A 25,061-nucleotide genomic window follows, 5' to 3' on the forward strand; every position below is an offset into this window, starting at 1 on the left:
CTCACCATGATCCGGGTCCAGCAGGTCAGCCACGCCGACGCCCACGTTGCCATTCACGACGTGCGCCAACGCGTGTTCGTGCAGGAACAGGGCATCGCCGCGGAACTGGAACGCGATGCGCTGGACCCGGTCAGCGTCCATGTGCTGGCCCTGGACAGTGACAACCAGCCGGTCGGCACCGGCCGGCTGGCCCCGGACGGCCGCATCGGCCGCATGGCGGTGCTGGCCAGCCATCGCAACCAGGGCGTCGGCGAGGCCCTGCTGGCGGCGCTGGTCGAGGCAGGACGTCGGGGCGGCCTGGCCGAGCTGCATCTGCACGCGCAGCTGCCGGCCCGTGACTTCTATGCCCGCCAGGGCTTCCTGCCCGAGGGCGAGGTGTTCGAGGAGGCCGGCATCGGCCACCAGCAGATGCGCCGCCGGCTGGGCGCGGCCAGCGCCATCGACGGCCGCGAGCAGGCGGTGGCGATCACCACCGCCATCATCCACCGCGCCCGTCGCCAGCTGTGGCTGCACAGCCGCCAGCTGGACCCCGGCCTGCTGGACGCGCCGCCGGTACAGGCCGCCCTGCGCCGCTTCGTCACCGCCCGCCACGACAAGCAGCTGCGGGTGATCGTGCACGACGCGGCGGCGATCGCCTCGGCCGGTGCGCCGCTGCTGGCCTTGGTCCAGCGCCTGCCCAGTGTGATCCAGTTCCGCGAGGTCACCGACCCGGTCGACCGTGCGCTGGCCTCGGCCTGCCTGCTCAACGATGCAGGCGACTTCTACTTTCGTCTGATCGGTCATCGCCTCGACGGCGAGGCCGGCATCGCGCTGCCTGCACGTTCGCAGCCGTTCGAGCAGCAATTGCAGCGCGTCTGGGACCGTTCGCGCGATTGCAGCGAACTGCGTGCGCTGGGCATCTGAGCGGGCACCGCCCACTCAACCTGTCTGGAAGCGGCACCGGGGGACGCGGGATGCCTGTGGTGGTGCCCCTTCGTGTCCGGATGGGGGTACAATTTGGCTGTTTGAACGCGCCCGCGCAGGGCTATTCATCTTCCTGCCGGGTCCTTCTGAAGCCATACCCCACAAAGCGAATCAACACCCTCCATCGTGGACAATCAACTGAAGCAGTTTGCGCAATCTTCGCAGCTCGCCGGCGGCAACGCCTCCTATGTCGAGGACCTGTACGAGCAGTACCTGGTCTCCCCGGACAGTGTCGATCCCAAATGGAAGACCTACTTCGACGGCTTCAAGGGCCGCGAAGCAGGCGACATTCCGCACTCGGCCGTCATCTCCCACATCGCGGACGCGGCCAAGGATGCGCTGAAAGCTGGCACCGGCACCGGTGCGGGCGACGAGCGCGAGCGCAATGTCGGTCGTCTGATCACCGCCTACCGCTCGCGCGGCCACCTGGACGCCCGCCTCGATCCGCTGGGTCTGGCCGCGCCGGTCAACACCCCGGACCTGGGCCTGCCGTTCCACAGCCTGTCCGATGCCGATCTCAACAGCGAGTTCAGCACCGGCGGCGTCGGCGGCCAGCCGCGCATGAAGCTGCGCGACCTGCTCGCACGCCTGAAGGCGACCTACACCGGCTCGATCGGCGCGGAGTTCATGCACATCTCCGAGGTCGAGCAGCGCCAGTGGATCTACAAGAAGCTGGAAGCGGCCGGTGGCAACTACCAGCTGGACGCTGACACCCAGCGCCGCACCCTGGAGCGCCTGACCGCGGCCGAAGGCCTGGAGCGCTACCTGCACACCAAGTACGTCGGCCAGAAGCGTTTCTCGCTGGAAGGCGGCGACTCGCTGATCCCGATGATGGACACCATCATCCGCAGCGCCGGCAAGGATGGCGTCAAGGACGTGGTGATCGGCATGGCCCACCGCGGCCGCCTGAACGTGCTGGTCAACACCCTGGGCAAGAACCCGCGCAAGCTGTTCGACGAGTTCGAAGGCAAGTTCGAACACGACGAGCACGCTTCGGCCGGCGACGTGAAGTACCACATGGGCTTCTCCGCCGACGTGGCCACCGACGGTGGCCCGGTGCACCTGGCGCTGGCGTTCAACCCGTCGCACCTGGAAATCGCCGACCCGGTCGTGGCCGGTTCCGTGCGTTCGCGCCAGGAGCGCCGCAAGGACACCGCACGCAAGCAGGTCATGCCGATCCTGATCCACGGCGACGCGGCCTTCTCCGGCCAGGGCGTGGTCATGGAGCTGTTCCAGATGTCGCAGGCCCGCGGCTTCGCCGTCGGCGGCACCGTACACATCGTGGTCAACAACCAGGTCGGCTTCACCACTTCCAACCCGCTGGATACGCGCTCCACGCGCTATGCCACCGACGTGGCGAAGATGATCGCCGCCCCGGTGCTGCACGTGAACGGCGATGATCCGGAAGCCGTCGTGTTCGCCGCGCAGCTGGCCTTCGAGTTCCGCCAGAAGTTCGCCAAGGACGTGGTCATCGACCTGATGTGCTACCGCCGTTGGGGCCACAACGAGGCCGACGAGCCGGCGATCACCCAGCCGCTGATGTACCAGGTGATCCGCAAGCACCCGACCACCCGCGAGATGTATGCCGAGCAGCTGGAAAAGGCGGGCGTGATCGCCGCCGGTGCCGGCAAGGCCATGGTCGATGCCTACCGCGAGAAGCTGGACGCGGGTGAAGTGACCACCGAGCTGGCCAAGGTCGAGAAGACCCCGCCGAGCAGCCCGTTGTTCGTCGATTGGCCGAAGCTGCTGGAAGGCAAGCTGTCCGACCCGGTCTCGACCAAGGTCGAGAAGAACAAGCTGGTCGAGCTGGCCAAGCTGATCAACACCATCCCGGACGAAGTGCAGCTGCACTCGCGCGTGGCCAAGGTCTACGACGACCGCCGCAAGATGGCCGCCGGCGAGATTCCGGGCGACTGGGGCTTTGCCGAGAACCTGGCCTACGCCACCCTGCTCGACGAAGGCCATGCGCTGCGCCTGGTCGGCCAGGACGTCGGCCGCGGTACGTTCACGCACCGCCACGCGATCCTGCACGACCAGAAGACCGACAACTACTACATGCCGCTGCGGCAGCTGGTGGATTCGCCGGAGAAGGCCACCGTCATCGACTCGCTGCTGAGCGAAGAAGCGGTGATGGCCTACGAGTACGGTTTCTCCACCACCGATCCGAACACGCTGTGCATCTGGGAAGGCCAGTTCGGCGACTTCGCCAACGGTGCCCAGGTGGTGATCGACCAGTTCATCGCCGCCGGTGAAGCCAAGTGGGGCCGCATTTCGGGCCTGACCCTGCTGCTGCCGCATGGCTATGAAGGACAAGGCCCGGAACACAGCTCGGCGCGCCTGGAGCGCTTCCTGCAGCTGTGCGCCCTGGAGAACATGCTGGTTGTCGTGCCGTCGACCCCGGCGCAGGCCTTCCACATGCTGCGTCGCCAGCTGCACATGACCACCCGCAAGCCGCTGGTGGTGATGTCGCCGAAGTCGCTGCTGCGCCACAAGCTGGCCGTGTCGACCCTGGACGAACTGGCCAATGGCGAGTTCCAGCACCTGATCGGCGACGCCAATGCCGATGCCAAGAAGGTCAAGCGCGTGGTGCTGTGCTCGGGCAAGGTCTACTACGACCTGCTGGAAGACCAGGCCAAGCGTGGCCAGGACGACGTGGCGATCATCCGCGTGGAGCAGCTGTATCCGTTCCCGCGTGCGCTGCTGGCTGCCGAGCTGAAGAAGTACGGCAAGGCCACCGACGTGGTGTGGACGCAGGAAGAACCGCAGAACCAGGGCGCGTGGTACCAGATCCGCCACCACCTGCAGTTCTGCCTGGCCGATGGCCAGAACCTGCACTACGCCGGTCGCGCACGTTCGGCGTCGCCGGCTGCCGGTCACATGGCTGACCACGTCCGCGAGCAGCAGCAGCTGATTGCCGACGCACTGGTCAACCCGTTCAACGACACGTTCGCTGAATAATCCTCCCCCTATTTAGAAGACAAACCAGGAAGCTCCCGCAATGGCCACCGAAGTCAAAGCCCCGGTACTGCCCGAATCCGTCGCCGACGGCACCATCGCCACCTGGCACAAGAAGGTGGGCGACGCCGTCAAGCGCGACGAAAACCTGCTTGACCTGGAAACCGACAAGGTCGTGCTGGAAGTGCCGTCGCCGGTTGACGGCGTGCTGAAGGAAATCAAGTTCAAGGAAGGCGATACCGTGACCTCCAGCCAGGTCGTGGCGATCATCGAAGAAGGCGCCGTGGCTGCGGCTCCGGCCCCGGCCGCTGAGGAGAAGAAGGCTGAAGCCGCACCGGCCGCCGCTGCTCCGGCCGTTGCCGCCGCTCCGGCTCCGGCTGCCAAGTCGGCCGCCGACACCCTGCCGCCGGGCGCCCGCTTCACCGCCATCACCGAAGGCGTGAACCCGGCCGACGTCGACGGCACCGGCCGTCGTGGTGCAGTGACCAAGGAAGACATCGTCAACTTCGCCCGCAACGGCGGCGCCGGCAAGGCCGGTGGTGCACGTCCAGAAGAGCGCGTGCCGATGACCCGCATCCGCAAGCGCATCGCCGAGCGCCTGATGGAGTCGAAGAACTCCACCGCCATGCTGACCACCTTCAACGAAGTCGACCTGTCCAAGGTGTCGGCGGCGCGCAAGGAGCTGCAGGACGAGTTCGTCAAGGCCCACGGCATCAAGCTGGGCTTCATGAGCTTCTTCGTGAAGGCCGCTGCCAACGCGCTGCAGCGCTTCCCGCTGGTCAACGCCTCGATCGACGGCGACGACATCATCTACCACGGCTACTCGGACATCTCGATCGCCGTGTCGACCGAGAAGGGCCTGGTCACGCCGGTCCTGCGCAACGTCGAGCGCATGTCGTTCGCCGACATCGAGAAGACCATCGCCGACTACGCCAAGAAGGCCCGTGACGGCAAGCTGGGCCTGGAAGAACTGCAGGGCGGCACCTTCACCGTGACCAACGGCGGCACCTTCGGTTCGCTGCTGTCGACCCCGATCATCAACCCGCCGCAGAGCGCCATCCTGGGCATGCACGCCATCAAGGAGCGTCCGATCGCCCAGAACGGCCAGGTCGTGATCGCGCCGATGATGTACCTGGCGCTGTCCTACGACCACCGCATCATCGACGGCAAGGACTCGGTGCAGTTCCTGGTGGACATCAAGAACCAGCTGGAAAACCCGGGCCGCATGCTGTTCGGCCTGTAAGAAACCTCCCGCCCCTCCGCGCCTGCGCGGAGGGGTTCTGGTAATGCATCAAGGAATAATTCAATGGCTGAACAATTCGACGTCGTCGTCATCGGTGCCGGCCCGGCCGGTTACCACGCTGCCATCCGCGCGGCCCAGCTGGGCCTGAAGACCGCCTGCATCGACGCAGCGCTGGGCAAGGACGGCAAGCCGGCCCTCGGCGGCACCTGCCTGCGCGTGGGCTGCATCCCGTCCAAGGCGCTGCTCGATTCCTCGCGCCAGTTCTGGAACATGGGCCACATCTTTGGCGACCACGGCATCAGCTTCAAGGATGCCAAGATCGACGTCGAGGCGATGATTGGCCGCAAGGACAAGATCGTCAAGCAGTTCACCGGCGGCATCGGCATGCTGTTCAAGGCCAACAAGGTCGCCGCCTACTACGGCTTCGGCCAGCTGCAGCCGGGCAACGTGGTCAAGGTGAAGCAGCACGACGGTTCGGAAGTCGAGCTGAAGGGCACCAACGTCATCATCGCGGCCGGTTCGGATTCGATCGAACTGCCGTTCGCCAAGTTCGACGGCGAGACCATCGTCGACAACGTCGGCGGCCTGGACTTCACCGAAGTGCCGAACCGCCTGGCGGTGATCGGTGCCGGCGTGATCGGCCTGGAACTGGGCAGCGTGTGGAAGCGCCTGGGCGCTGAAGTCACCATCCTTGAGGCCATGCCGGAGTTCCTGGCGGCTGCCGACGCCGAAGTGGCCAAGGCCGCTGCCAAGGAATTCAAGAAGCAGGGCCTGGACATCAAGCTCAATGCCAAGGTTTCCAAGACCGAGATCACCGGCAAGGGCAAGAAGAAGGAAGTCATCGTCACCTACACTGACGCGGAAGGCGAAAAGACCCTGACCGTGGACAAGCTGCTGGTGGCCGTCGGCCGTCGCGCCGCCACCAAGGGCCTGCTGGCCGAAGGCACCGGCGTCAAGGTCAACGAGCGCGGCCAGATCGAAGTCGACGCGCACTGCCACACCGGCGTCAACGGCGTGTGGGCAGTCGGCGACTGCGTGCGCGGCCCAATGCTGGCGCACAAGGGCTTCGAGGAAGGCATCGCGGTGGCTGAGCTGATCGCCGGCCTGCCGGGCCACGTCAACTTCGACACCATCCCATGGGTCATCTACACCGAGCCGGAACTGGCCTGGGTCGGCAAGACCGAAGCCCAGCTGAAGGCCGAGGGCATTCCGTACAAGGCCGGCAGCTTCCCGTTCGCCGCCAACGGCCGTGCCGTGGCGATGATCGAGCCGGCGGGGTTCGTGAAGATCCTGGCCCATGCCGAAACCGATCGCATCCTCGGCATGCACCTGGTTGGCGCCAACGTCTCCGAACTGGTGCACGAAGGCGTGCTGACCATGGAGTTCAGCGGCTCGGCCGATGACCTGGCCCGCATCTGCCACGCCCACCCGTCGCTGTCGGAAGTGATCCACGACGCCGCGATGGCGGTCAGCAAGCGCGCCATCCACAAAGCGAACTGATCGTCCGCCTGGTAGTGCCGGCCGCTGGCCGGCATCACCCGGATTCAAGAAACCCCGCCTCGGCGGGGTTTTTTGTCGCCCATCTCCCTGCAGGATCGCTACACCTTTCCAGCAGGCTTCTTCGGTGGATCCTCACAGACCCTGTGCTGCACCACCGTCTCGCCGACCTTCCATTCCTTGGTGACCCGGCAGCGCTCCCTGGCCTCGGGCCTCGTCGAAGCCTTCGCCCCAGCAGCATTCGCTTCGTCGGCACCGGCTGCCTGCTGGCGCTCCAGCCACACCGAAGGCGGTGCTGGAGGTGCGGCCAGTACCGGGCCGGCCAACAGGGCCAGACCGACCAGCACCACCGCCCTCATGCGGGCACCGCCCGGCCACCGAGCAGGCGCGCCGGCAGCATGAACAGCGCGCGCAGGAAGGCGAACAGCGCCGAGAAGGTGATGCCGACCAGTCGGAACGGCAGGCTCAGCAGCCACACGATCGGCCAGGCGACCAGGGCGAGGATCGCCAGCGGCCAGCAAAGTACGAACAGCAGGCACCACACACCGAGCGCGAACAGGGTCTTCATCACGGTCTCCTTGGGGCGGCACCCTGCCGCCTGCGGACACCTTGGCGCCCTGCCCTGGCGCCGGCAAACGGTTTGCGACGAAACCGGGCTGGGGGCGATGAAACCGATCCAGCGCAGTGCAACGCCAAGCCCACGCCCGGCTGCGCTTCGTGGCGACCCCATGGAACCCGCGCTGACAGCGGCTCCTGCCGGTGCCTTGGCTCTCAGCGCCCGGTGGTGGTTGCCGGCCAGCGGCCGGCATGACCGTTACTCGAACGAACCGACCGAATCGTGGGCCAGGTTGTCGAAGCGGGTGTACTCACCGAAGAACTTCAGCTTGCACGAGCCAGTCGGGCCACCACGGTGCTTGCCGATGATGATTTCGGCCAGGCCCTTGTCCGGCGAGTTTTCCTTGTTGTAGTAGTCGTCGCGGTAGATGAACACGATCATGTCCGCGTCCTGCTCGATTGCGCCCGATTCGCGAAGGTCGGCCATCACCGGGCGCTTGTCGGTACGCGTTTCCAGCGAGCGGTTGAGCTGCGACAGCGCGATCACCGGCACGTTCAGTTCCTTGGCCAGTCCCTTCAGCGAACGCGAGATTTCCGAGATTTCGGTCGCGCGGTTCTCGCTGTTGCCCGGCACGCTCATCAGCTGCAGGTAGTCGATCACCACCAGGCCCAGGTCATGCTCGCGCTTGAGGCGGCGGCACTTGGAACGCAGCACTTCAGGCGACACGCCCGGCGTGTCGTCGATGAAGATCTTGGTCTCCTTCAGCATCTTGATCGCGCTGGTGACGCGGCTCCAGTCCTCGTCTTCCAGCTGGCCGGTACGCAGGCGCTGCGCGTTGATGCGTCCATTGGAGGAAATCAGGCGCATCGCCAGCTGCGATGCCGACATTTCCATCGAGAACACCGCCACGCCCTTCTTCGACTTGATGGCCGCGTACTCAGCGATGTTCAGCGCGAAGGTGGTCTTGCCCATTGCCGGGCGCGCCGCGAGGATGATCAGGTCGGTCGGCTGCAGTCCGGCGGTCATCGCATCGAACTCGTTGTAACCGGTCGGCAGGCCGGTGATGTTGCCGCCGTTCTCGAAGCGGTTGCGCAGCTCCTCGAAGGCATCCTTCAGTGCACCGGGCATGGCCACGAAATCGGTACGGCCACGCGCACCCTGTTCGGCGATTGCAAACACGCTCTTTTCCGCCGAGGCCAGCAGCTCGCTGCTGTCACGCCCCTCCGGCTGGAAACCGTCGTTGACGATGTCGGTGCCGACCTGGATCAGCTGCCGCAGCACCGCCTTGTCGCGCACGATCTCGGCGTAGGCCACGATGTTGGCAGCTGACGGCGTGGTACTGGCCAGTTCGATCAGGTAGGCGCCGTCACCCACCAGTTCCATCTTGCCCTGCGATTCAAACCACTCGCCCAGCGTCACCGCGTCGAACGGCCGTTCGCGCTCGGACAGCTCGCGGATCGCACGATAGATCATCTGGTGATCGCGACGATAGAAGTCGCTTTCGGTCAGCTGGTCGTTGACACGGTCATACGCCTCGGGCGCCAGCATCAGCCCCCCCAGCACCGCCTGCTCGGCTTCCACCGAATGGGGCGGTACCCGCAACTGGTCGATGCGCGACTCGTCGCGATCGCGATCGAAGCCATCACCGCGCTCTCTGCGGTTGGAACGGAAGCCGGGACGAGCGGACATGCTGCGGTGTTTCCTGCAAAAGTGGGCCAGACGAGTGTAGGCATGTGCCGACCCCGGCAGCCATGGACAAGCCTGTGGATAAGCCGCGGGAAAACGGGGGATATCCGCCGGTACCTGGCCAGACTGGCGTGAAAGCGTCGCACTGCCTGCGACGGGCGCCGTTGCGGCGCCCGAGCGGGACATTATCGCAGATCAACGCCCCGGGGTCGGATCCCCTTCGACGCAGGGGACTCTGACCCCGCAGGCGTCAATCGCCCTTGACGTGCACTGCGATCAACGCCAGGAACCGGTCCACGTAGCCCTGCAGGAACTTCTGCGTGCCTTCGTTGTGGATCGTGCCGTCGGCATCGATCAGGCCGTCCTTGAAGTGGATGAATGCCTCGGGCTGGCCCAGCACATGCATGTCCAGGAAGGCCAGGCTGTTGCGCAGGTGCTGCTGGGCCACGGCGGTACCGATCTGGCCGATGGAGGCGCCGATCACCGCCGCCGGCTTGCCGGCAAACGCACTGTCACCGTACGGGCGCGATCCGATATCGATGGCGTTCTTGAGCACGCCAGGCACCGACCGGTTGTACTCGGGTGTCACGAACAGCACCGCGTCGGCGGCGCGCACCTGGTCCTTCAGCCGGGTGCCCTGCGGCGGATAATCGGCGTCGAAATCCTGGTCGTACAACGGCAGATCGCCGATCTGCACGTACTGGAAGCGCGCGCGATCACCGGCGAGCTTCTCCAGCGCATGGGCCAGCTTGCGGTTGCAGGAATCCTTGCGCAGGCTGCCAACGAACACGGCGATGGTGGGGACGGACATCGGGACATACTCCTCACGGTGCGGGAGGCCCAGCCTAGTCGCCAGGCCCGTGCCATCCGGTGAAGATCAGCCGCCGGTCACGCCGGTCCGCGCCTGCCGCCAATGCGCCTGCCAAGCCTGGAACATCAGCACGTTCCACAAGTGGGTATGCCACTTGCGCTGCCCCCCCAGGAACTGCTGCCACAGCGGCTTCACCGCCGCCGCCGACAGCACGCCCTCACGCTCCAGCCGCGCCGGCTGCAGCAGGTCCTCGGCCCAGGGCCGCAGGTCGCCCTTCAACCAGTCACTGACCGGTGCGCCAAAACCGCGCTTGGGACGGTGCACCATTGAATGCGGCACGTAACGGCCCAGCACGCGCTTGAGCAGCACCTTGCTGGTCGTCTCACTGCGCTTGAAGCCCAGCGGCAGCGACCAGGCGAACTCGGCCACGCGCCAGTCCAGCAATGGCGCGCGCGCCTCCAGACTGACCGCCATCGAGGTCCGGTCGACCTTGCACAACAGGTCATCGGGCAGGTAGGTCACGAAATCGGCCAGCATCATCGCATCGGCCGGTGTCCCCGCGCCGTGCAGCGGATCGGCCAGGTCGTAGAAGCTGCCGGCGGCCTGCGCGCCGGGCACCGCCGCGGCAGGATCGCGCCAGCGCGAGATGCGGTTGCGGTAGACGTCGCCGATGCCACGTGCGCCGGTCTCGGCCAGCAGCGCGGCCAGGCCACCGGTCCGTGAGGCCTCGCCCTGCTGCTGCGAGCGTGCGCCCATCCAGCGCCGCAGCGGCCCCGGCACGCGTCCGAGCATCTGCCAGTTGCGCAGCGCGCGTACATACCGGGTGTAGCCGAAGAACAGCTCGTCGCCACCGTCGCCGGACAGCGCGACGGTCACGCCCTGCCGCGCCAGCCGTGCGACCAGCGCGGTCGGCACCTGCGACGCATCGGCAAAAGGCTCATCGAACATCGCCGGCAACTGCGGCACCACGGCCAGCGCGTCGGCGCCACTGACGTACAACTCGGTGTGATCACAGCCGAGGTGAGCCGCCAGCTCCCTGGCCAGCGGTGCTTCGTCATGTCCCGAGTCGGTGAAGCCGATACTGAAACTATGCACCGGCTGTCCGCTCTGCGCCTGCATCAGCGCCGCCACCAGCGATGAGTCCGTGCCGCCGGACAGGAATACGCCGACCGGCACGTCGGCCACCATGCGCAGCGCCACCGCATCACGCAGCAGCGTGTCCAGCTGTTCCTCGGCCTCTTCGATGCGGCCCTGGAACGGGGCGGCCAACGCCGCCTGCATGCGTGCGCGCGCATCCCAGTACGGGCGCTGTGCCTGCTCCGGGCGGTGTGCCGCGGCGCCTGCGGCCACAGCCGCTGCATCCAGCCGCAGCACCCGGCCCGGCATCAGCTTGTAGCAGCGCTGGTGGATGCTGTGCGGCGCCGGGATGTAATCCAGCCGCAGCAGCAAGGTGAGCGCATCGCGGTCGATGTCGTTGTCGAACGCCGGGTGTTGCCAGAGCGCCTTCAGTTCCGAACCGAACACCAGCGTGTCGCCGGCCCAGCCGTAGTACAGCGGCTTCTTGCCGACGCGGTCGCGGGCCAGCCACAGGCAACGATCCTGGCGGTCCCACAGCGCGATGGCGAACATGCCGTTGCAGCGCTGCAGGGTATCTTCCACGCCCCACTGCAGGATCGCCGCCAGCAGTACTTCGGTGTCGGAATGGCCGCGGAAGGTGTGCCCCAGCGGCTCCAGCTGTTCACGCAGAGCCGCGAAATTGTAGACCTCGCCGTTGTAGGCCATCACGTAGCGGCCGTCCGCCGAGGCCATTGGCTGGTGGCCCAGCGGGGACAGGTCAAGGATGCTCAGGCGCCGATGCGCCAGCGCGATGCCCGCCTCGGCATCGACCCAGCTGCCGCCATCATCCGGCCCGCGATGGTGCAGCGCCTGGCCCATGGCCAGCGCCTGCGCCTGCAGCGCCTCGGCCGACGCCAGCGGCGCCGGCAACAACATTCCCGCCAATCCACACATGCATCAGGGTTCCTGCGCCAGGTCGAGGGCGGCGCCAATCACCGCATTGTCGCTTGGAAGCCCAAACATTGCTGCCCCTGCCAGTGGCGTGTAGGTGTCGGCGCCACAGACGCGGCGCAGCGGCAGGTGACCAAAGCCGGCCTCGACCAGCGCCGTGACCACGCCCTCACCCACTCCGCCGCTGTGGCGGCCTTCGTCCAGCACCAGCACCCGCCGCGCGCTCGCGGCCTGGGCCGCGATGAAGCCGGCGTCCAACGGTACCAGCCAGCGCAGGTCGACCACCCGCACCTGCCAGCCCAGCTGCTGCTCGATCGCCCGCGCCGCGCGCAACGCCATCGGCACGCCATTGCCATAGGTGTAGATCACCAGGTCTCCGGCCTCCGGTGCATAGACCCGGCCCTCGCCCAGCACCAGCGCCCGGCCCTGTGCCGGGTAGTCGAACAGCCACTGGCCATCCCCCGCTTCGTGCAGGTCCTTGCTCATGTACAGCGCGATCGGCTCCAGGAACACCGCCACGCGCCCATCCACCCGCGCCAGTGCAGCCAGCGTGCGCAGCATCATCACCGCATCGTCGCCGCGCGAGGGGCAGCCGACCACCAGCCCGGGGATGTCGCGCAACGCGGTGATCGAGTTGTCGTTGTGGAAGTGCCCGCCGAAACCCTTCTGGTAGCCCAGCCCGGCCACCCGCACCAGCATCGGGTTGCGGTACTGGTCGTTGGAGAAGAACTGCAGCGAACAGGCTTCACCACGCAGCTGGTCGATGGCGTTGTGCAGGTAGGCCAGGTACTGGATCTCCGGAACCGGCAGCATGCCCAGGTTGGCCAGGCCCTGCGCCATGCCCAGGATCATGGTTTCATCCAGCAGCGTGTTGAACACCCGGCGTGGGCCGAAGCGGCGCAGCAGATCCTTGGTGACGGTGTACACACCGCCCTTCTGAGCCACGTCCTCGCCGAACAGCAGGCTCTGCGGATACTTCGCAAGCAGTTCCTGCAGGCCGTGGTTGATCTGGATCGCGAGATGCCGTGGCGCCTGTCGTTCCGGCAAGGCCTCGGCACCGCCATAGAGTGCCTCGCGCGCTTCGTCGGCGACCTCGCGCCGGGCTTCTGCCTGCACCGCCGCGGGCGTATAGGGTGCCAATGGCGCCATGACCTCCTGCAGCGACTGCAGCTTCGCGCGGCCTTCGGCATCGGCAGCGGCGGCCATGCAGCGCGCGCGCATCGTCTCGTAGGCCACTTCGATGGCGGCTGCATCCATCCAGCCCGATTCCAGCGCGATCTGCGCCGAGCGCAACAGCGGATCCTGTGCCTCGGCCGCGCACAATTCCGGCAATGCACGCCATTCCACCTCGAAGTCGGTGCCGGCGTGGCCCATCAGGCGCGTGGTGCGCAGATGCAGGAAGGTCGGTCGCCGCGTCCGTCGGCAGTGGTCCGCTGCGGCCTGCACCTGGGCGTGCCCGGTGGCCAGGTCGAGGCCATCGGCAAAGAAATAGTCCAGCCCTGGCTTGTGGCTGAAGCGCTCGGCAATCCAGCCGTCCGGCGTCTTCACCGAGATACCCAGCCCGTTGTCCTCGCAGACGAACAGGATTGGCGCCGGCAGTTTCTGGTAGGCGGCCCACATCGCGGTGTTGAATGCGGTCTGCGCAGTGGCATGGTTGGCCGAGGCGTCGCCGAACGAGCACAGCACGATGCTGTCGGCCGGAATGGGAAGCGCATGGCCCAGCCGCTTGCCGCTCTCGATGGCCAGCGCGGTGCCCAGCGCTTTCGGCAGGTGCGAAGCGATCGTCGAGGTCTGCGGCAATACCACAATGGCTTGCTGCCCCACACCTTGTGCCGGCCGCCACTGGCCGGGTCATCGGCGCTGGCCGCGAATGAAAGCGCCGCATCGCGCAACGGGTCGATGCCCGGCACCTGGCGCGAACGCTCGACCATGAAGGCGCCGGAGCGATAGTGCAGGAATGCGGGGTCGGTATGCCGGCAGGCCCGCGCCAGCAGCGCGTTGCCTTCATGGCCGGACGACCCGATGGTATAGAAGACCTTGTTCTGCACGCGCAATACGCGCGCCATCAGGTCCAGCTGGCGGCTGGCCAGCTGCGAATCGAACAGCTCACCGAAGGCCGCAGCGCTGAGCGTGCTGCCCGGCAGGATCGGCGCGTCCGGCGCAGGACGTGCGCGCGGTGTGCCTCGCCAGCCACGCACCGCGTCGAGGAAATTGGCGTCGCACACTTCGGCGCGGTTGAGCACGCGCATGCGCGCAGGAATCGGATCTGGAACCACAGCAAACATCGAACACCCTCCGTGTCGTTGTTGCGTTCCACCCGGCAGCGCCGGGCACTATTCTGTGGGATCAGGCGGCCTCGAAGCGCGCGCGCACCTCGGCGGTCACCGCTGGCATCGCCACGAAGCGCGGCTGCGCACGCACGCGCTGCAGCCAGGCGCGCACTTCCGGGAAGGGCGCCAGGCTGATGCCGCCCTCGCCTGCCACGTCGGTATAGGCGAACAGCGCAATGTCGGCGATGCCGTATGCGCTGCCGGTGAACCACTGCGCTTCGCGCAGGTGCTGCTCCATCACGGCCAGCGCGGTGGCGGCACGCTCGTGCAGGCGTGGCAGTTCAGCACGGCGCGGTGAATCGGGCGGTGTCCAGCCGCGGATGAAGCGCGCTACCGCCACGCATGGCTCGTGCGTGTACTGCTCGAAGAACATCCAGCTCAATGCCTGCGCACGTTCCCAACCGTCAGTGGGCAGGTAGGGCGTCCCTTCGGCCAACCAGAACAGGATCGCATTGGATTCAGTCAACACACGACCATCGTCGCGGACGATCAACGGCACCTTGGCGTTGGGATTGAGCGCGAGGAACTCGGCGGTGTGGGTCTGGCCATGGGCACTGTCCACTTCCACCCAGCGGTAGCGGCTGCCGAGCTGCTCCAGCAGCAGGCGGACCTTGTGGCAATTGCCGGACACCGACATGCCATGCACCGTCAACGGGACGCGCTCTTCCACCATTGCCTGATTCCTCGGATCCGGCCGGCGGCCAGCTGCACGCAGTCTGGCAAGCCCGCCGGTGAATGCCAAGCGCGGGTGCAGCATGGCAACACGGTAACGCTGGCCGCTGGCCGGCAATCGCACGAATCCTGCCACATCGAGGTTGCCGGCCAGCGGCCGGCACTACCGGCAACGCTCAGCGCACGCGCTGCCGCCATTGTTCGCGCGACTGGCCCCAGATCTGCATCGGCTTGTCGTTGTACGGCGGCGGCAATTCACCCATGCGCAGCAGCGTGCTGCCGAGCTTGCGCGCGACCGCCCTCGAGTTGTCGTTGTTCTCGGCGATGGTGTGGATCACCTCGTCCCAGCCCAGCGTGTCGAATGCCCAGTCGATGGCGGCAACCGCCGCTTCCGGTGCATAGCCCCGGCCCCAGCTCGCATGCCGAATACCCCAGCCGACCTCGGTTCCAGGCCAGTCCTGCGGCTGCCACGGTCCCATCCGGCCGATCCAGTCACCGCTGGATTTCTCGATCACGCTGAACATCGAGAAGCCGAACAGCTGCCAGGCACCGGCCAGGCTGCAGAAGCCGCGCCATGCCACCGAGGGCGGTTGAACACCCCCCAGGGTGCGCATCGTTTCCTCGTCGGCACAGAATGCCAGGTACGGTTCGTAGTCCTCGCGCAGCAGCGGGCGCAGGATCAGCCGCTCGGTTTCCAGGCGCAGGTCGAAGATGCTCATGCCGACTCCTTGTCGAAGGGGGCGTCCATCATGGTCGATTCCCTTTGCCCACGGATGAATGCCCGTGCGCACAACGAAACGGGCCGGCATGAGCCGGCCCGTCGGGTGCAGCAGGGTGTTCTGGATTACTGGCGCGTGGCCGCCGTGGCGCCGGCAGCAGCGGTCTGCGTGACCAGCTGGCCATCGACCACCGGCAGGCGATCGCTGGCCGGCTTGTTGTCCATGCGCACGGTCTTCTCGGCGCCATCATAGCGATAGGTCACGTTGTAGCCCTTCACCACATCATTGGTACCCATGGCGATGCGGCTGCCCGGCTTGCTGGCCATGCGCATGGTGCCGGTGGTGCCGTCCTCGTTGCGATAGGTCACGTTGTAACCGGTGACGCGGCTCGACTCGGACGTTGCGGTTTCGGTGTGGCACTGGCGCTCGGTACGATTGACCACGCGACCACCCACATGGCGCTTGTCGATCTGGTTGCCGATGAAGCCACCGGCCACCGCACCGGCTGCGGTCGCGGCCTTCTTGCCGTTGCCGCCACCGACCTGGTTGCCGAGCAGGCCACCCACCACCGCGCCAACCACGGTACCGCCAACGTTGCCATCACGCTCCGGCAGGCGTTCCTGCACCGTCACGTCCTGGCAGACCTCGTGCGGGGTCTGGGTGGTGGAGGTCTCACGCACCGGATCGGTGCCGATCACGGTGGCATAGGCCTTCTGCTTCTCGGTGATCGGGTCGACCTTCAGCACATCGGCATATTCCAGCCCGCGCGGCGCCGACGGGTCGAGCTTGTCACCACGTACGCCATCGTCTGTGGCGTTGCCATCGACCAGGCGCGACTCGCCATTGGGGGTTGCGGCGCTGATGGAGTCGGGCGAGCGGTCGCCACTCTTCATGAAGGCGGCGGTGGCGATGCCACCAACCAGCAGCGCGCCCGCTGCGACCAGGACAGTTGTAGTTGTGCTTTTCATGACCTGCTCCTTGCGGACCATCCGCAACGTTCTCGGGACAGATTGCAGCATGCGCTGCCTGAACGGAATCTCCACATTTCCTGCTCATTCCTGTAACCCATTCAGCATCGGGAAATGCAGGGCCCGTGGTAGCGTTTGCATATTCCCCACGAGGATCCCCGCCATGGCCAACCCGATGCTGCTGCCAGTACTGCAGTGGGCGCGCCGGCTGCGCTACCCCACCCTGTTCAAGCTCACCGCCGGCCTGTTCGTGCTGACGCTGTTCATCCCGGACCCCATCCCGTTCATCGATGAGCTGGTGCTGGGCTTCGGCACGCTGCTGCTGGCCAACTGGAAGAGCCGCAACGCCACCACGCCACCGCCGCTGGAACAGCGTTGAGCGTGCTGGTCGACAGCCACTGTCATCTCGACGCGAGCGCGTTCGACCCTGACCGTGCCGCGGTGATCGAGCGGGCGCAGGCCGTGGGTGTACGCCAACAGGTGGTGCCAGCGGTCACCGCTGCCAGCTGGCCGAAACTGCGCGAGGTCTGCCAGCAGGCGCCCGGGCTGTACCCGGCCTTCGGCCTGCACCCGATGTTCCTGGCCGATCACCAGCCTGGGCACCTGCCACTGCTGCGCCAGTGGATCGAGCGCGAACGCCCTTGCGCGATCGGCGAATGCGGGCTGGACTTCTTCGTCGAAGGACTGGATGCCGAGGCTCAACAGGCATATTTCATCGGCCAGTTGGAACTGGCCCGTGAGTTCGAGCTGCCGGTGATCGTGCACGCGCGACGCGCGGTGGATGCGGTGATCGCCGCGATCCGCCGCATCGGCGGCCTGCGCGGCGTGGTGCACAGTTTTTCCGGCAGCCCCGAACAGGCCGCGCAACTGCACAGGCACGGCTTCCTGCTGGGCCTTGGCGGTCCGCTGACCTACGAGCGGGCGCAGCGCCTGCAACGGCTGGTACGCGGAATGCCGCTGGAGCAGCTGCTGCTGGAAACCGACGCGCCCGACCAGCCCGACGCAGGGGTCCGCGGCCAGCGCAACGAACCGGCACGGTTGGCAACCATTGCCCGGCACGTGGCCGCGCTGCGCGGAATGGAGCTGGAGGCCCTGGCACAGGCCACGACAGAGAATGCGCGGCGGCTGTTCGCGCTGCCGGCGAACTGAGGGTAGTGCCGGCCGCCGGCCGGCAACTCCGGAATGATTCGATCAGCGCGGATGCCGGCCAGCGGCCGCCACTACCGTCACGCGTCGGCGTGATCCTCGACCACTTCGGCCTTCACCTTCTTCGGCTCCAGCAGCATCTCCAGCGCCTTGCCGACCGCCGCGAAGGCGAAGGCACCGGTGATGTGGGTTGCCGCACCGAGGCCTGCGCCACAGTCCAGTTTCAATGCAGCATCCGCACCCAGGTTCGGACGAATGCCGCAGACGCTGCCATCGGCCTGCGGGTACTTCACATTCTCCAGCGAATACACCGCCGGCACGCCGAAATAGCGCTTGGCGTTCTTCGGGAAGTTGAACTCGCTGCGCAGCTTCTTGCGGATCAGCGCCAGCATGGCGTCATGCTCGGTGCGCGAGACATCGCGGATACGTACCAGGGTCGGGTCGGTGCGGCCACCGGCAGCGCCGACGGTCAGCAGCGGCAGCTTGCGGCGGCGACACCAGGCGATCGTCTCGACCTTGACCCGGAAGCTGTCGCAGGCGTCGATCACCAGATCGAACCCGCGGTCCAGCAGCTCAGCCATGTTGGACATCGTCAAGAATGCCTGCACGGCGTCGACGTCGATCCCCGGGTTGATCGCACGGCAGCGCTCGGCCATCGCCTGGGCCTTGTTGCGCCCGTAATTGCCTTCCATCGCCGGCAGCTGCCGGTTGGTGTTGGACACGCAGATGTCGTCGGCATCGATCAGGGTCAGATGACCGACCGCCGAACGGGCCAGCGCCTCCACCACCCACGAGCCGACGCCGCCCATGCCGACCACCGCCACGCGACTGCCCTGCAGGCGCTCGAGCGCACCCACGCCATACAGCCGTTCGATGCCGGCGAAGCGTTGTTTGACCTGTTCGTTCATCGGGCTATTTTAACGTGCAGGTGCCAGCGCCCAAAGCACGCCGGCGTCGAACCCACCGTTGCACGCCCGGAGAGCCCGCATGAACGCCAGCCCGCCCCGCCGCCTGTCCCCTGCCCATCGCTACCTGTTCGTACTGTGCCTGGGCCTGCTGATCGGCCTGGTCGCCACGGTGATGGTAGGCCGCGCCCTGCAGGCGCGTCGCGACCCGTTCCCGGACAGCCTGATGCAGGTGATGCAGCGGCAGTCGCAGCTGCTGCAGCGGGCCCAGCAGCAGAACCGCTGCAGCCTGGCCGACAGCGTGCCGCGGCTGCAGGCGCTACGCCTGTTGTCCAATGACCTGGACCTGGCGTTTCCCGGGCTGAAGGACAGCACGCAGTTCCAGCAGCACGCCAGCCGACTTCGCGGCAACCTCAACACGGCGCTGGCTGCACCGCCAGGCGACTGCAGGGCCTTGGCCCAGCTCGTGGAAACGCTGCAGGCCGATTGCCGGGCCTGCCACCAGGATTTCCGCTGAGGCGCGTTCATCCTGCAGCCGGACATCGGGTGCGTGGTTGGCGCGTTGTTCACGTTCAAAGGGAGAGGATTCGTCCACCCTGCTGCATGACGCAGTACCACCCAACATACCCGCCTTCACGGCCAGGAGACGCCCCATGAAGATCCAGCTCATCGCCGCCAGCGCCATCGCTACCCTCGCGCTGGCCGGTTGTGCCACCTCGCCCGGTTACAGTGGCGGTGGTTACAACAACGGCTACAACAACGGCGGCTACGGCAACAACGGCGGCTACAACCAGGGCCGCTGCGCGGACTGTGGCATCGTCACCCGCATCAACACCGTGCCCTCGGGCCGCACCGCGCCCAGCGCGACCGGCGCGATCCTCGGCGGCATCGTTGGCGCCGTGGCCGGCCATGAAATCTCCGACCACACCGGTGGCAGCCGTGGCAACAAGAACATTGCCGCCGCTGCAGGCGCAGTCGGTGGCGCCCTGGCTGGCAACCAGATCCAGAAGAATGTGACCAGCGATACCTACGACATCAGCGTGCGCATGGATGATGGCCGCACCATCGTGGTCAACCAGCGTGACCTGGGTGGCATCCGTGAGAACACCTATGTGCGCGTGGTCAACGGCAAGGTCATCCTGCGCTGACCTGCAGCGGGCCAAAGGCAAAGAAAAAGGCCCGCTTGCGCGGGCCTTTTTTCATGCCGACGGACGGCAGGTGTTACATCGGCTGGACCTTGTCAGCCTGCAGGCCCTTCTGGCCCTGCACGACTTCAAAGCTCACACTCTGGCCTTCCTTGAGGCTCTTGAAGCCCTGGGTCTCGATGGCGCGGAAGTGCACGAACACGTCCTCGCCATTCTGCCGGCTGATGAAGCCGAAGCCCTTCGCATCATTGAACCACTTTACGGTACCGGTCTCGCGATCAGCCATCTCACTAACTCCCTTTGACTCTCTCTTGTTGTTGGAAACGCCTGGTGGGCGGCTGACAAGCAAGGGGGAAGCGAGGTGCATCGATGCAGCGGATCGGGAAGATCTTGCTTCATCAGGCCACGATCCACGGTGACCTTGCCAAGCTCAGCGACTGCAACTTAACCCGGCCAAAACGAAAAAGCAACTGGCAAAATCTTTCACTGTCAACCCCAAAACGGACTCCATACGGGACAGCATGGGACTCTCATTCATCTTGTATCTGCTAGCGGTCATTTTTGTCCTGATAGGCATCGCCGGCATCATCCTGCCGGCCCTCCCGGGCATCCCGCTGGTGTTCATCGGACTGCTGCTGGCCGCCTGGGCCGACGGCTTCGCCCACGTCGGCTGGCCCACCCTGGTCGCGCTCGGGGTACTGACCCTGCTTTCGCTGCTGGTGGACGTGCTGGCCACGGTGGTCGGCGCGCAGCGTGTCGGCGCCAGCCGCAAGGCGCTGTGGGGAACCTTCGTCGGCAGCATCGTCGGCCTGTTCTTCATGCCCATCGGCCTGTTCGCGGGACCGCTGGTCGGTGCCCTGCTCGGCGAGTACTGGCACACCCGCGAACTCAGCCGCTCAACCAAGGTCGGCGTGGCCACCTGGCTCGGCATCCTGCTTGGCCTGGCACTGAAACTGGCGGTTGTGATCGCGATGCTGGGCCTGTTCGCGTTCGCCTGGTTCTTCTGAGCCACCGGGCCTTCACGCCACGCGCACGCTGTGACCGTGCATAAACCGTGGGGCTGGCCGCGATCCGGCACAGCCGCCACACTGTGTGACTCCCGAATTCATCGAAGGGCCTGCTGCAATGACCCTCCCCACGCTGTTTCCCCGTCTGGCGCCGCTGGCGCTTGCCCTGGCCAGTGCACCGCTGGCTGCGCAGGAGTTCGCGCCTACCGCCGATGCCTCACCGGCCGCCTGCGCGGCAATTACCACCGACGCGGCCCGGCTGGCCTGCTATGACCGCCTGTTCGGGCATACCCCGGAGGCTACCGCCGCCGCTGATGCTGCCGCCGAAGCGGCTGCGCAGGCCCGCCGCGAAGAACGGCAGACCGCGCGCGTGAGCCAGGGCGAGGAAAAGCTGCGCGAGCGGGTGAGCGACCTGTTCCGCCCGGCGACGCCGGACAGCGCGCTGGCCAACGCCGGCCGCGGTTCGCTGCTGGACAGCCGCTGGGAACTGGCCGAGGACTCCAAGCTGGGGCCGTTCCAACTGCGCGCCTACAAGCCGGTGTACCTGCTGCCCGCCTTCTGGACCAGCGATCGCAACACCATGCCGCACTCGCCGAACCCGGCCAACAGCGTGACCACTCCGCAGGTACTCGACAGTGCCGAGCTGAAGTTCCAGATCAGCTTCAAGACCAAGATCGTCGAGAACCTGTTCGGCGACAACGGCGACATCTGGGCCGGCTACACCCAGAGTTCGCGCTGGCAGGCTTACAACGGCGAGGATTCGCGCCCGTTCCGCGAAACCAATTACGAGCCGGAAGTGATGATGGTGTTCCGCAACGGCTACTCGATCGGTGGCTGGCGCGGGCGCATGACCGGCATCGCGCTGAACCACCAGTCCAATGGCCGCGCCGACCCGCTGTCACGCAGCTGGAACCGGGTCATGCTCAACATCGGCCTGGACCGCGAGAACTGGGCGCTGGTGCTGCGTCCCTGGTACCGCATTCCCGAAAGCCGCAGCGAAGACAACAATCCGGACATCGAGGATTACATGGGCCGCGGCGACGCCACCCTGACCTGGAACCGCAATGGGCATGAGGTCTCGCTGATGGCGCGCCATTCACTGCGCACCGGAAGCCGTTCGCACGGTGCGCTGCAGCTGGACTACGGCTTCCCGATCAGCAACCTGCTGCGTGGCCATGTGCAGGTCTTCGACGGCTACGGCGAAAGCCTGATCGACTACAACCACAAGGCCACCTATGTGGGTGTGGGCGTGTCTCTGCTGGAGTGGTTCTGATGGACGTGACGATCTGGCACAACCCGGCCTGCAGCAATTCGCGCGGCGCACTGAAGCTGATCCGCGATGCGGGCTTCGAGCCGGTGGTGATCGACTACCTGGGCAACCCGCCGGACGCAGCCACGCTGCGCCAGGTACTGGCCGAATCCCGGCTGCACGCACAGGAACTGGTACGCAGCAAGGAGGCGCTGTTCACCGAACTGGGCCTGGACGGCGCCGACGACGCCACGCTGCTGGCGGCGATGAGCGAACACCCCCGTTTGATCAATCGCCCCGTGGTGCGTACGGCCAAGGGCACGCGGCTGTGCCGCCCACCGGAAACAGTGCTGGAGATCCTGTAACCCGAAAAAGGGACGGAGGGAATTAAGTCGTTTGTGCACAAACGACTTAATTCCCTCCGTCCCCTTTTTTGGTCACCGCCAGTCGGTGATGCCTTCGCGTCGGTAGACCTCGGCGAACGCCGGGCGCGCCTTCATCGAGGTGGCATGCGCCTTGAGCACCGGCCAGGTGTCACTGGGCCTGGGCATGTTGCGCGACCAGCGCATCAGCATCACCAGCATGTAGTCGACCACGCAGGGCCTGGCGCCCAGCAGGTACGGGCCGTGCGCCTGCAGGTGAGCGGCAACGTGCTGCCAGGCCGCTTCGAGCCGCTGACGCGCCCTCTCGCGGCTGGCCTCGACGTTCGCCTCGCCGGCCATTTCATGCGGATAGAACCAGGCCCGATAGGCCGGCTGCAGCGTATTGGCACACCAGAACATCCAGCGGTAGGCATCGCCACGCTGCGGCGTGCCCGGCACCGGGAGCAGGCCGGCCTCCGGGTGGCGATCGGCCAGGTACAGGGCGATGGCCGCCGCTTCCGTCAGTACCAGGCCATCGATCAACAGTGTCGGCACCACACCGGCCGGATTGAGCGCCAGGTACTGCGCCGCCTTGTGCTCGCGCGCGTCGAAATCCAGCAGCACCAGTTCATGCTCGATGCCGAGCTCGATCAGCAGCCAGTGCACGACCAGCGCGGCGGTACTGGTCGAACCATACAGCGTGGTGCTCATGCGGAAGATCCTGTGCGGGTGGATCAGCCGATTATGCGCCCACGCGCGCGATCATTGCTCAGCCGCAGCTGCTCATGCAGGAATCCCGGCGCTCGCCACAGGACATCATCGGCGCGCGCATCGCGCAGTCGTGCGTCTTCAGTTCGCAGGCACGGCGCAGGTCCGGATTGTCCACGTCCTTGCAGCGCTTGTCCGGCGCCGGCACCACCTGCTGCTCGCAGTTGCTCTGGCGGCTGCCGAGGGAGTCATTCTGCGCCATGCAGCTGCGATAGCCGGCCTGGCACTGCACGCGGCATTGCGCCGATGCGGGGAAATCCGCGCCTTCGTACGACGCCGGGGTGCTGCAACCGGCCAGGGCCAGCAGCACGCCTACCACGATGAACCGATGCAGGGCCATGGACACGTCCTGTGCGAGGGTGTTCCGACCGTAGCAGATCAACCGCTACCGGAACATCAATATTTTTGCCCACACAACAACGGCGCCACAGGGGCGCCGTTGTCTGGTCCGGGATGGAGGGCTTACTCCACCACCACCGGAATCTTGCCGATGCGGGCCTGCCATTCGCGCGGGCCGGTCTTGTGCACCGATTCGCCGGTGGAATCCACCGCCACGGTCACGGGCATGTCTTGCACGGTGAACTCGTAGATCGCTTCCATGCCCAGGTCGGCGAAGCCAACGACCTTGGCCGCCTTGATCGCCTTCGACACGAGGTAGGCCGAACCACCAACGGCCATCAGGTAGGCCGACTTGTGCTTCCTGATCGCCTCGATGGCGGCCGGGCCGCGCTCGGCCTTGCCGACCATGCCCAGCAGGCCGGTCTGTGCCAGTACCTGCTCGGTGAACTTGTCCATGCGGGTCGCCGTGGTCGGGCCGGCCGGGCCCACCACTTCGTCGCGCACCGGATCGACCGGGCCGACGTAATAGATGAAGCGGCCCTTCAGGTCGACCGGCAGTTCCTCGCCCTTGTTGAGCATGTCGACCATGCGCTTGTGCGCGGCATCGCGGCCGGTCAGCAGCTTGCCGTTGAGCAGCAGGGTCTGGCCCGGCTTCCAGCTGGCCACGTCTTCCGGGGTGATCGTGTCCAGGTCCACCCGGGTGCCCTTGGACGCGTCATAGGTCAGCTTCGGCCAGTCTTCCAGCGACGGCGGGTCCAGCATCACCGGGCCACTGCCATCCAGGGTGAAGTGCGCATGGCGGGTGGCGGCGCAGTTCGGGATCATCGCCACCGGCAGGTTGGCCGCATGGGTCGGATAGTCGTTGATCTTGATGTCCAGCACAGTGGTCAGGCCGCCCAGGCCCTGCGCGCCGATGCCCAGCGCATTGACCTTCTCATACAACTCCAGGCGCAGCTCCTCGATGCGGTTGGAGGCACCACGGGCCTGCAGCTCGGTGATGTCGATCGGTTCCATCAGCGCCTCCTTGGCCAGCAGCATCGCCTTCTCGGCGGTGCCACCGATGCCGATGCCGAGCATGCCCGGCGGGCACCAGCCGGCGCCCATGGTGGGCACGGTCTTCAGCACCCAGTCGACGATGGAGTCGGACGGGTTGAGCATGGCGAACTTGGTCTTCGCTTCCGAACCACCGCCCTTGGCGGCAACGATGACGTCGACCTTGTTGCCCGGCACCACCTTGACGTTGACCACGCCCGGGGTGTTGTCCTTGGTATTGATCCGCTTGCCGGCCGGATCAGCCAGCACCGAGGCGCGCAGCTTGTTGTCCGGATGCATGTAGGCGCGGCGAACGCCCTCATTGGCCATGTCTTCCACGCCCATGGTGGCGTCATCCCAACGCACGTCCATGCCGATTTCCAGGAACACGGTGACGATGCCGGTGTCCTGGCAGATCGGACGGTGGCCTTCGGCGCACATCCGCGAATTGATCAGGATCTGGGCCATCGCTTCCTTCGCGGCCGGCGACTCCTCGCGCTCGTAGGCGGCGGCGAGGTTCTTGATGTAGTCGACCGGGTGGTAGTACGAGATGTACTGCAGCGCGTCGGCGATGGACTGGATGAGGTCTTCCTGCTTGATCGATGTCACGGCTTGCTCGCTTGCTCGAGGCTGGCGGGGGTAATCCGCCCATTTTACCCCCTCCCCCGGCTCCGGGGTGGTCGTGCCGGCCGCTGGCCGGC

24 protein-coding genes and 1 pseudogene are annotated in these 25,061 nt (G+C 66.4%); 11 read left to right on the forward strand and 14 right to left on the reverse strand.

Going from position 1 to position 25,061, the window contains the following annotated elements:
• The first annotated feature begins 6 nt into the window (after positions 1-6).
• From ACM0PY_RS00755 to lpdA, 4 genes are all read left to right on the forward strand, one after another.
• Positions 7-903 (forward strand): GNAT family N-acetyltransferase, encoded by an 897-nt coding sequence (locus ACM0PY_RS00755; RefSeq protein WP_180883880.1) that lies wholly within the window; start codon positions 7-9, stop codon positions 901-903.
• 186 nt (positions 904-1,089) lie between these two features.
• Positions 1,090-3,921, forward strand: a complete 2,832-nt coding sequence (locus ACM0PY_RS00760) for a 2-oxoglutarate dehydrogenase E1 component (RefSeq protein ID WP_180883878.1) — start codon at positions 1,090-1,092, stop codon at positions 3,919-3,921.
• A gap of 40 nt (positions 3,922-3,961) precedes the next feature.
• On the forward strand, positions 3,962-5,161 hold the full coding sequence (sucB, locus tag ACM0PY_RS00765) for a dihydrolipoyllysine-residue succinyltransferase (protein ID WP_134972528.1): 1,200 nt from the start codon (positions 3,962-3,964) through the stop codon (positions 5,159-5,161).
• A gap of 63 nt (positions 5,162-5,224) precedes the next feature.
• Positions 5,225-6,661: a dihydrolipoyl dehydrogenase gene (gene lpdA / locus ACM0PY_RS00770; RefSeq protein ID WP_005417523.1), complete on the forward strand. Its 1,437-nt coding sequence runs from the start codon at positions 5,225-5,227 to the stop codon at positions 6,659-6,661.
• Between the two features lie 98 nt (positions 6,662-6,759).
• Here the strand turns inward: lpdA and ACM0PY_RS00775 are convergent, their stop codons facing one another.
• The 9 genes and pseudogenes from ACM0PY_RS00775 to ACM0PY_RS00815 form a co-directional block, all read right to left on the reverse strand.
• Positions 6,760-7,017 carry a hypothetical protein gene (locus ACM0PY_RS00775; RefSeq protein ID WP_134972527.1) on the reverse strand — a complete coding sequence of 86 codons (258 nt, stop codon included), beginning with the start codon at positions 7,015-7,017 and terminating at the stop codon, positions 6,760-6,762.
• Complete coding sequence (locus ACM0PY_RS00780) at positions 7,014-7,226, reverse strand: hypothetical protein (RefSeq protein WP_134972526.1); 213 nt, start codon at positions 7,224-7,226, stop codon at positions 7,014-7,016. Before ACM0PY_RS00780 ends, ACM0PY_RS00775 begins: the two co-directional genes overlap by 4 nt.
• Before the next feature lie 246 nt (positions 7,227-7,472).
• Entirely contained in the window at positions 7,473-8,903 is a 1,431-nt protein-coding gene (locus ACM0PY_RS00785) for a replicative DNA helicase (RefSeq protein WP_049410515.1), read from the reverse strand.
• Positions 8,904-9,150: 247 nt separating this feature from the next.
• On the reverse strand, positions 9,151-9,711 hold the full coding sequence (locus ACM0PY_RS00790; protein ID WP_049410520.1) for an NADPH-dependent FMN reductase: 561 nt from the start codon (positions 9,709-9,711) through the stop codon (positions 9,151-9,153).
• Positions 9,712-9,777: 66 nt separating this feature from the next.
• Positions 9,778-11,721 (reverse strand): asparagine synthase (glutamine-hydrolyzing), encoded by a 1,944-nt coding sequence (asnB, locus tag ACM0PY_RS00795; protein ID WP_180883875.1) that lies wholly within the window; start codon positions 11,719-11,721, stop codon positions 9,778-9,780.
• Positions 11,722-11,724: 3 nt separating this feature from the next.
• A pseudogene (locus tag ACM0PY_RS00800) lies at positions 11,725-14,003 on the reverse strand (transketolase C-terminal domain-containing protein).
• A 61-nt stretch (positions 14,004-14,064) separates the two neighbouring features.
• On the reverse strand, positions 14,065-14,721 hold the full coding sequence (locus ACM0PY_RS00805) for a glutathione S-transferase family protein (protein ID WP_032954328.1): 657 nt from the start codon (positions 14,719-14,721) through the stop codon (positions 14,065-14,067).
• A 175-nt stretch (positions 14,722-14,896) separates the two neighbouring features.
• The gene (locus ACM0PY_RS00810) at positions 14,897-15,439 is read right to left on the reverse strand and encodes a GNAT family N-acetyltransferase (protein WP_005417537.1); all 543 of its coding nucleotides are present in this window, start codon (positions 15,437-15,439) and stop codon (positions 14,897-14,899) included.
• Positions 15,440-15,564: 125 nt separating this feature from the next.
• Positions 15,565-16,407, reverse strand: a complete 843-nt coding sequence (locus tag ACM0PY_RS00815) for a glycine zipper 2TM domain-containing protein (RefSeq protein WP_065178309.1) — start codon at positions 16,405-16,407, stop codon at positions 15,565-15,567.
• 163 nt (positions 16,408-16,570) lie between these two features.
• Between ACM0PY_RS00815 and ACM0PY_RS00820 the strand changes: the two genes are divergently transcribed.
• The gene (locus ACM0PY_RS00820; protein ID WP_005417541.1) at positions 16,571-16,786 is read left to right on the forward strand and encodes a DUF6116 family protein; all 216 of its coding nucleotides are present in this window, start codon (positions 16,571-16,573) and stop codon (positions 16,784-16,786) included.
• Entirely contained in the window at positions 16,783-17,556 is a 774-nt protein-coding gene (locus tag ACM0PY_RS00825; RefSeq protein WP_180883873.1) for a TatD family hydrolase, read from the forward strand. Before ACM0PY_RS00820 ends, ACM0PY_RS00825 begins: the two co-directional genes overlap by 4 nt.
• A 77-nt stretch (positions 17,557-17,633) precedes the next feature.
• Here the strand turns inward: ACM0PY_RS00825 and ACM0PY_RS00830 are convergent, their stop codons facing one another.
• Positions 17,634-18,461, reverse strand: coding sequence for a tRNA threonylcarbamoyladenosine dehydratase (locus ACM0PY_RS00830; protein WP_134972252.1), 828 nt, complete (start codon positions 18,459-18,461; stop codon positions 17,634-17,636).
• Positions 18,462-18,540: 79 nt separating this feature from the next.
• On the opposite strand from ACM0PY_RS00830, the gene ACM0PY_RS00835 reads away from it, so the two are divergent.
• Together ACM0PY_RS00835 and ACM0PY_RS00840 are read left to right on the forward strand one after the other, a co-directional pair.
• Entirely contained in the window at positions 18,541-18,975 is a 435-nt protein-coding gene (locus ACM0PY_RS00835; RefSeq protein ID WP_005417544.1) for a cytochrome c, read from the forward strand.
• 136 nt (positions 18,976-19,111) lie between these two features.
• Positions 19,112-19,606 carry a glycine zipper 2TM domain-containing protein gene (locus ACM0PY_RS00840; RefSeq protein WP_005417545.1) on the forward strand — a complete coding sequence of 165 codons (495 nt, stop codon included), beginning with the start codon at positions 19,112-19,114 and terminating at the stop codon, positions 19,604-19,606.
• A gap of 73 nt (positions 19,607-19,679) precedes the next feature.
• Here ACM0PY_RS00840 and ACM0PY_RS00845 read toward each other — a convergent pair whose 3' ends face one another.
• Positions 19,680-19,889, reverse strand: coding sequence for a cold-shock protein (locus tag ACM0PY_RS00845; protein ID WP_005417546.1), 210 nt, complete (start codon positions 19,887-19,889; stop codon positions 19,680-19,682).
• A 235-nt stretch (positions 19,890-20,124) separates the two neighbouring features.
• Between ACM0PY_RS00845 and ACM0PY_RS00850 the strand changes: the two genes are divergently transcribed.
• From ACM0PY_RS00850 to arsC, 3 genes are all read left to right on the forward strand, one after another.
• On the forward strand, positions 20,125-20,610 hold the full coding sequence (locus ACM0PY_RS00850; RefSeq protein WP_180883871.1) for a DUF456 domain-containing protein: 486 nt from the start codon (positions 20,125-20,127) through the stop codon (positions 20,608-20,610).
• A gap of 118 nt (positions 20,611-20,728) precedes the next feature.
• Positions 20,729-21,883: a phospholipase A gene (locus tag ACM0PY_RS00855; RefSeq protein ID WP_088496680.1), complete on the forward strand. Its 1,155-nt coding sequence runs from the start codon at positions 20,729-20,731 to the stop codon at positions 21,881-21,883.
• Entirely contained in the window at positions 21,883-22,224 is a 342-nt protein-coding gene (gene arsC / locus ACM0PY_RS00860; RefSeq protein WP_180883869.1) for an arsenate reductase (glutaredoxin), read from the forward strand. The genes ACM0PY_RS00855 and arsC overlap by 1 nt, the downstream gene beginning before the upstream one ends.
• A gap of 72 nt (positions 22,225-22,296) precedes the next feature.
• On the opposite strand, the gene ACM0PY_RS00865 is transcribed toward arsC, so the two are convergent.
• The 3 genes from ACM0PY_RS00865 to ACM0PY_RS00875 all read right to left on the reverse strand — a co-directional run bounded on the left by ACM0PY_RS00865 (position 22,297) and on the right by ACM0PY_RS00875 (position 24,969).
• Positions 22,297-22,932 (reverse strand): glutathione S-transferase family protein, encoded by a 636-nt coding sequence (locus tag ACM0PY_RS00865; protein ID WP_180883867.1) that lies wholly within the window; start codon positions 22,930-22,932, stop codon positions 22,297-22,299.
• 58 nt (positions 22,933-22,990) lie between these two features.
• Entirely contained in the window at positions 22,991-23,329 is a 339-nt protein-coding gene (locus tag ACM0PY_RS00870; protein WP_005417563.1) for a hypothetical protein, read from the reverse strand.
• 122 nt (positions 23,330-23,451) lie between these two features.
• Positions 23,452-24,969 (reverse strand): fumarate hydratase, encoded by a 1,518-nt coding sequence (locus tag ACM0PY_RS00875; protein WP_005417564.1) that lies wholly within the window; start codon positions 24,967-24,969, stop codon positions 23,452-23,454.
• Between the last annotated feature and the right edge of the window lie 92 nt (positions 24,970-25,061).

The sequence above is a fragment of the Stenotrophomonas sp. BR163 genome, assembly GCF_047520985.2.
Taxonomy (GTDB): domain Bacteria; phylum Pseudomonadota; class Gammaproteobacteria; order Xanthomonadales; family Xanthomonadaceae; genus Stenotrophomonas; species Stenotrophomonas sepilia.

Excerpts from the sequence above, each read along its gene's own strand:
- ACM0PY_RS00755 (WP_180883880.1), top strand. The coding sequence starts at position 7 with ATGATCCGGGTCCAGCAGGTCAGCCACGCCGACGCCCACGTTGCCATT.
- ACM0PY_RS00775 (WP_134972527.1), bottom strand. The coding sequence starts at position 7,017 with ATGAGGGCGGTGGTGCTGGTCGGTCTGGCCCTGTTGGCCGGCCCGGTA.
- ACM0PY_RS00785 (WP_049410515.1), bottom strand. The coding sequence starts at position 8,903 with ATGTCCGCTCGTCCCGGCTTCCGTTCCAACCGCAGAGAGCGCGGTGAT.
- ACM0PY_RS00820 (WP_005417541.1), top strand. The coding sequence starts at position 16,571 with ATGGCCAACCCGATGCTGCTGCCAGTACTGCAGTGGGCGCGCCGGCTG.
- ACM0PY_RS00845 (WP_005417546.1), bottom strand. The coding sequence starts at position 19,889 with ATGGCTGATCGCGAGACCGGTACCGTAAAGTGGTTCAATGATGCGAAG.
- arsC (WP_180883869.1), top strand. The coding sequence starts at position 21,883 with ATGGACGTGACGATCTGGCACAACCCGGCCTGCAGCAATTCGCGCGGC.
- ACM0PY_RS00790 (WP_049410520.1), bottom strand. The coding sequence starts at position 9,711 with ATGTCCGTCCCCACCATCGCCGTGTTCGTTGGCAGCCTGCGCAAGGAT.
- ACM0PY_RS00830 (WP_134972252.1), bottom strand. The coding sequence starts at position 18,461 with ATGAACGAACAGGTCAAACAACGCTTCGCCGGCATCGAACGGCTGTAT.
- ACM0PY_RS00870 (WP_005417563.1), bottom strand. The coding sequence starts at position 23,329 with ATGGCCCTGCATCGGTTCATCGTGGTAGGCGTGCTGCTGGCCCTGGCC.
- lpdA (WP_005417523.1), top strand. The coding sequence starts at position 5,225 with ATGGCTGAACAATTCGACGTCGTCGTCATCGGTGCCGGCCCGGCCGGT.
- ACM0PY_RS00780 (WP_134972526.1), bottom strand. The coding sequence starts at position 7,226 with ATGAAGACCCTGTTCGCGCTCGGTGTGTGGTGCCTGCTGTTCGTACTT.
- ACM0PY_RS00810 (WP_005417537.1), bottom strand. The coding sequence starts at position 15,439 with ATGAGCATCTTCGACCTGCGCCTGGAAACCGAGCGGCTGATCCTGCGC.
- ACM0PY_RS00855 (WP_088496680.1), top strand. The coding sequence starts at position 20,729 with ATGACCCTCCCCACGCTGTTTCCCCGTCTGGCGCCGCTGGCGCTTGCC.
- ACM0PY_RS00805 (WP_032954328.1), bottom strand. The coding sequence starts at position 14,721 with ATGGTGGAAGAGCGCGTCCCGTTGACGGTGCATGGCATGTCGGTGTCC.
- asnB (WP_180883875.1), bottom strand. The coding sequence starts at position 11,721 with ATGTGTGGATTGGCGGGAATGTTGTTGCCGGCGCCGCTGGCGTCGGCC.
- ACM0PY_RS00840 (WP_005417545.1), top strand. The coding sequence starts at position 19,112 with ATGAAGATCCAGCTCATCGCCGCCAGCGCCATCGCTACCCTCGCGCTG.
- ACM0PY_RS00815 (WP_065178309.1), bottom strand. The coding sequence starts at position 16,407 with ATGAAAAGCACAACTACAACTGTCCTGGTCGCAGCGGGCGCGCTGCTG.
- ACM0PY_RS00865 (WP_180883867.1), bottom strand. The coding sequence starts at position 22,932 with ATGAGCACCACGCTGTATGGTTCGACCAGTACCGCCGCGCTGGTCGTG.
- ACM0PY_RS00850 (WP_180883871.1), top strand. The coding sequence starts at position 20,125 with ATGGGACTCTCATTCATCTTGTATCTGCTAGCGGTCATTTTTGTCCTG.
- sucB (WP_134972528.1), top strand. The coding sequence starts at position 3,962 with ATGGCCACCGAAGTCAAAGCCCCGGTACTGCCCGAATCCGTCGCCGAC.
- ACM0PY_RS00835 (WP_005417544.1), top strand. The coding sequence starts at position 18,541 with ATGAACGCCAGCCCGCCCCGCCGCCTGTCCCCTGCCCATCGCTACCTG.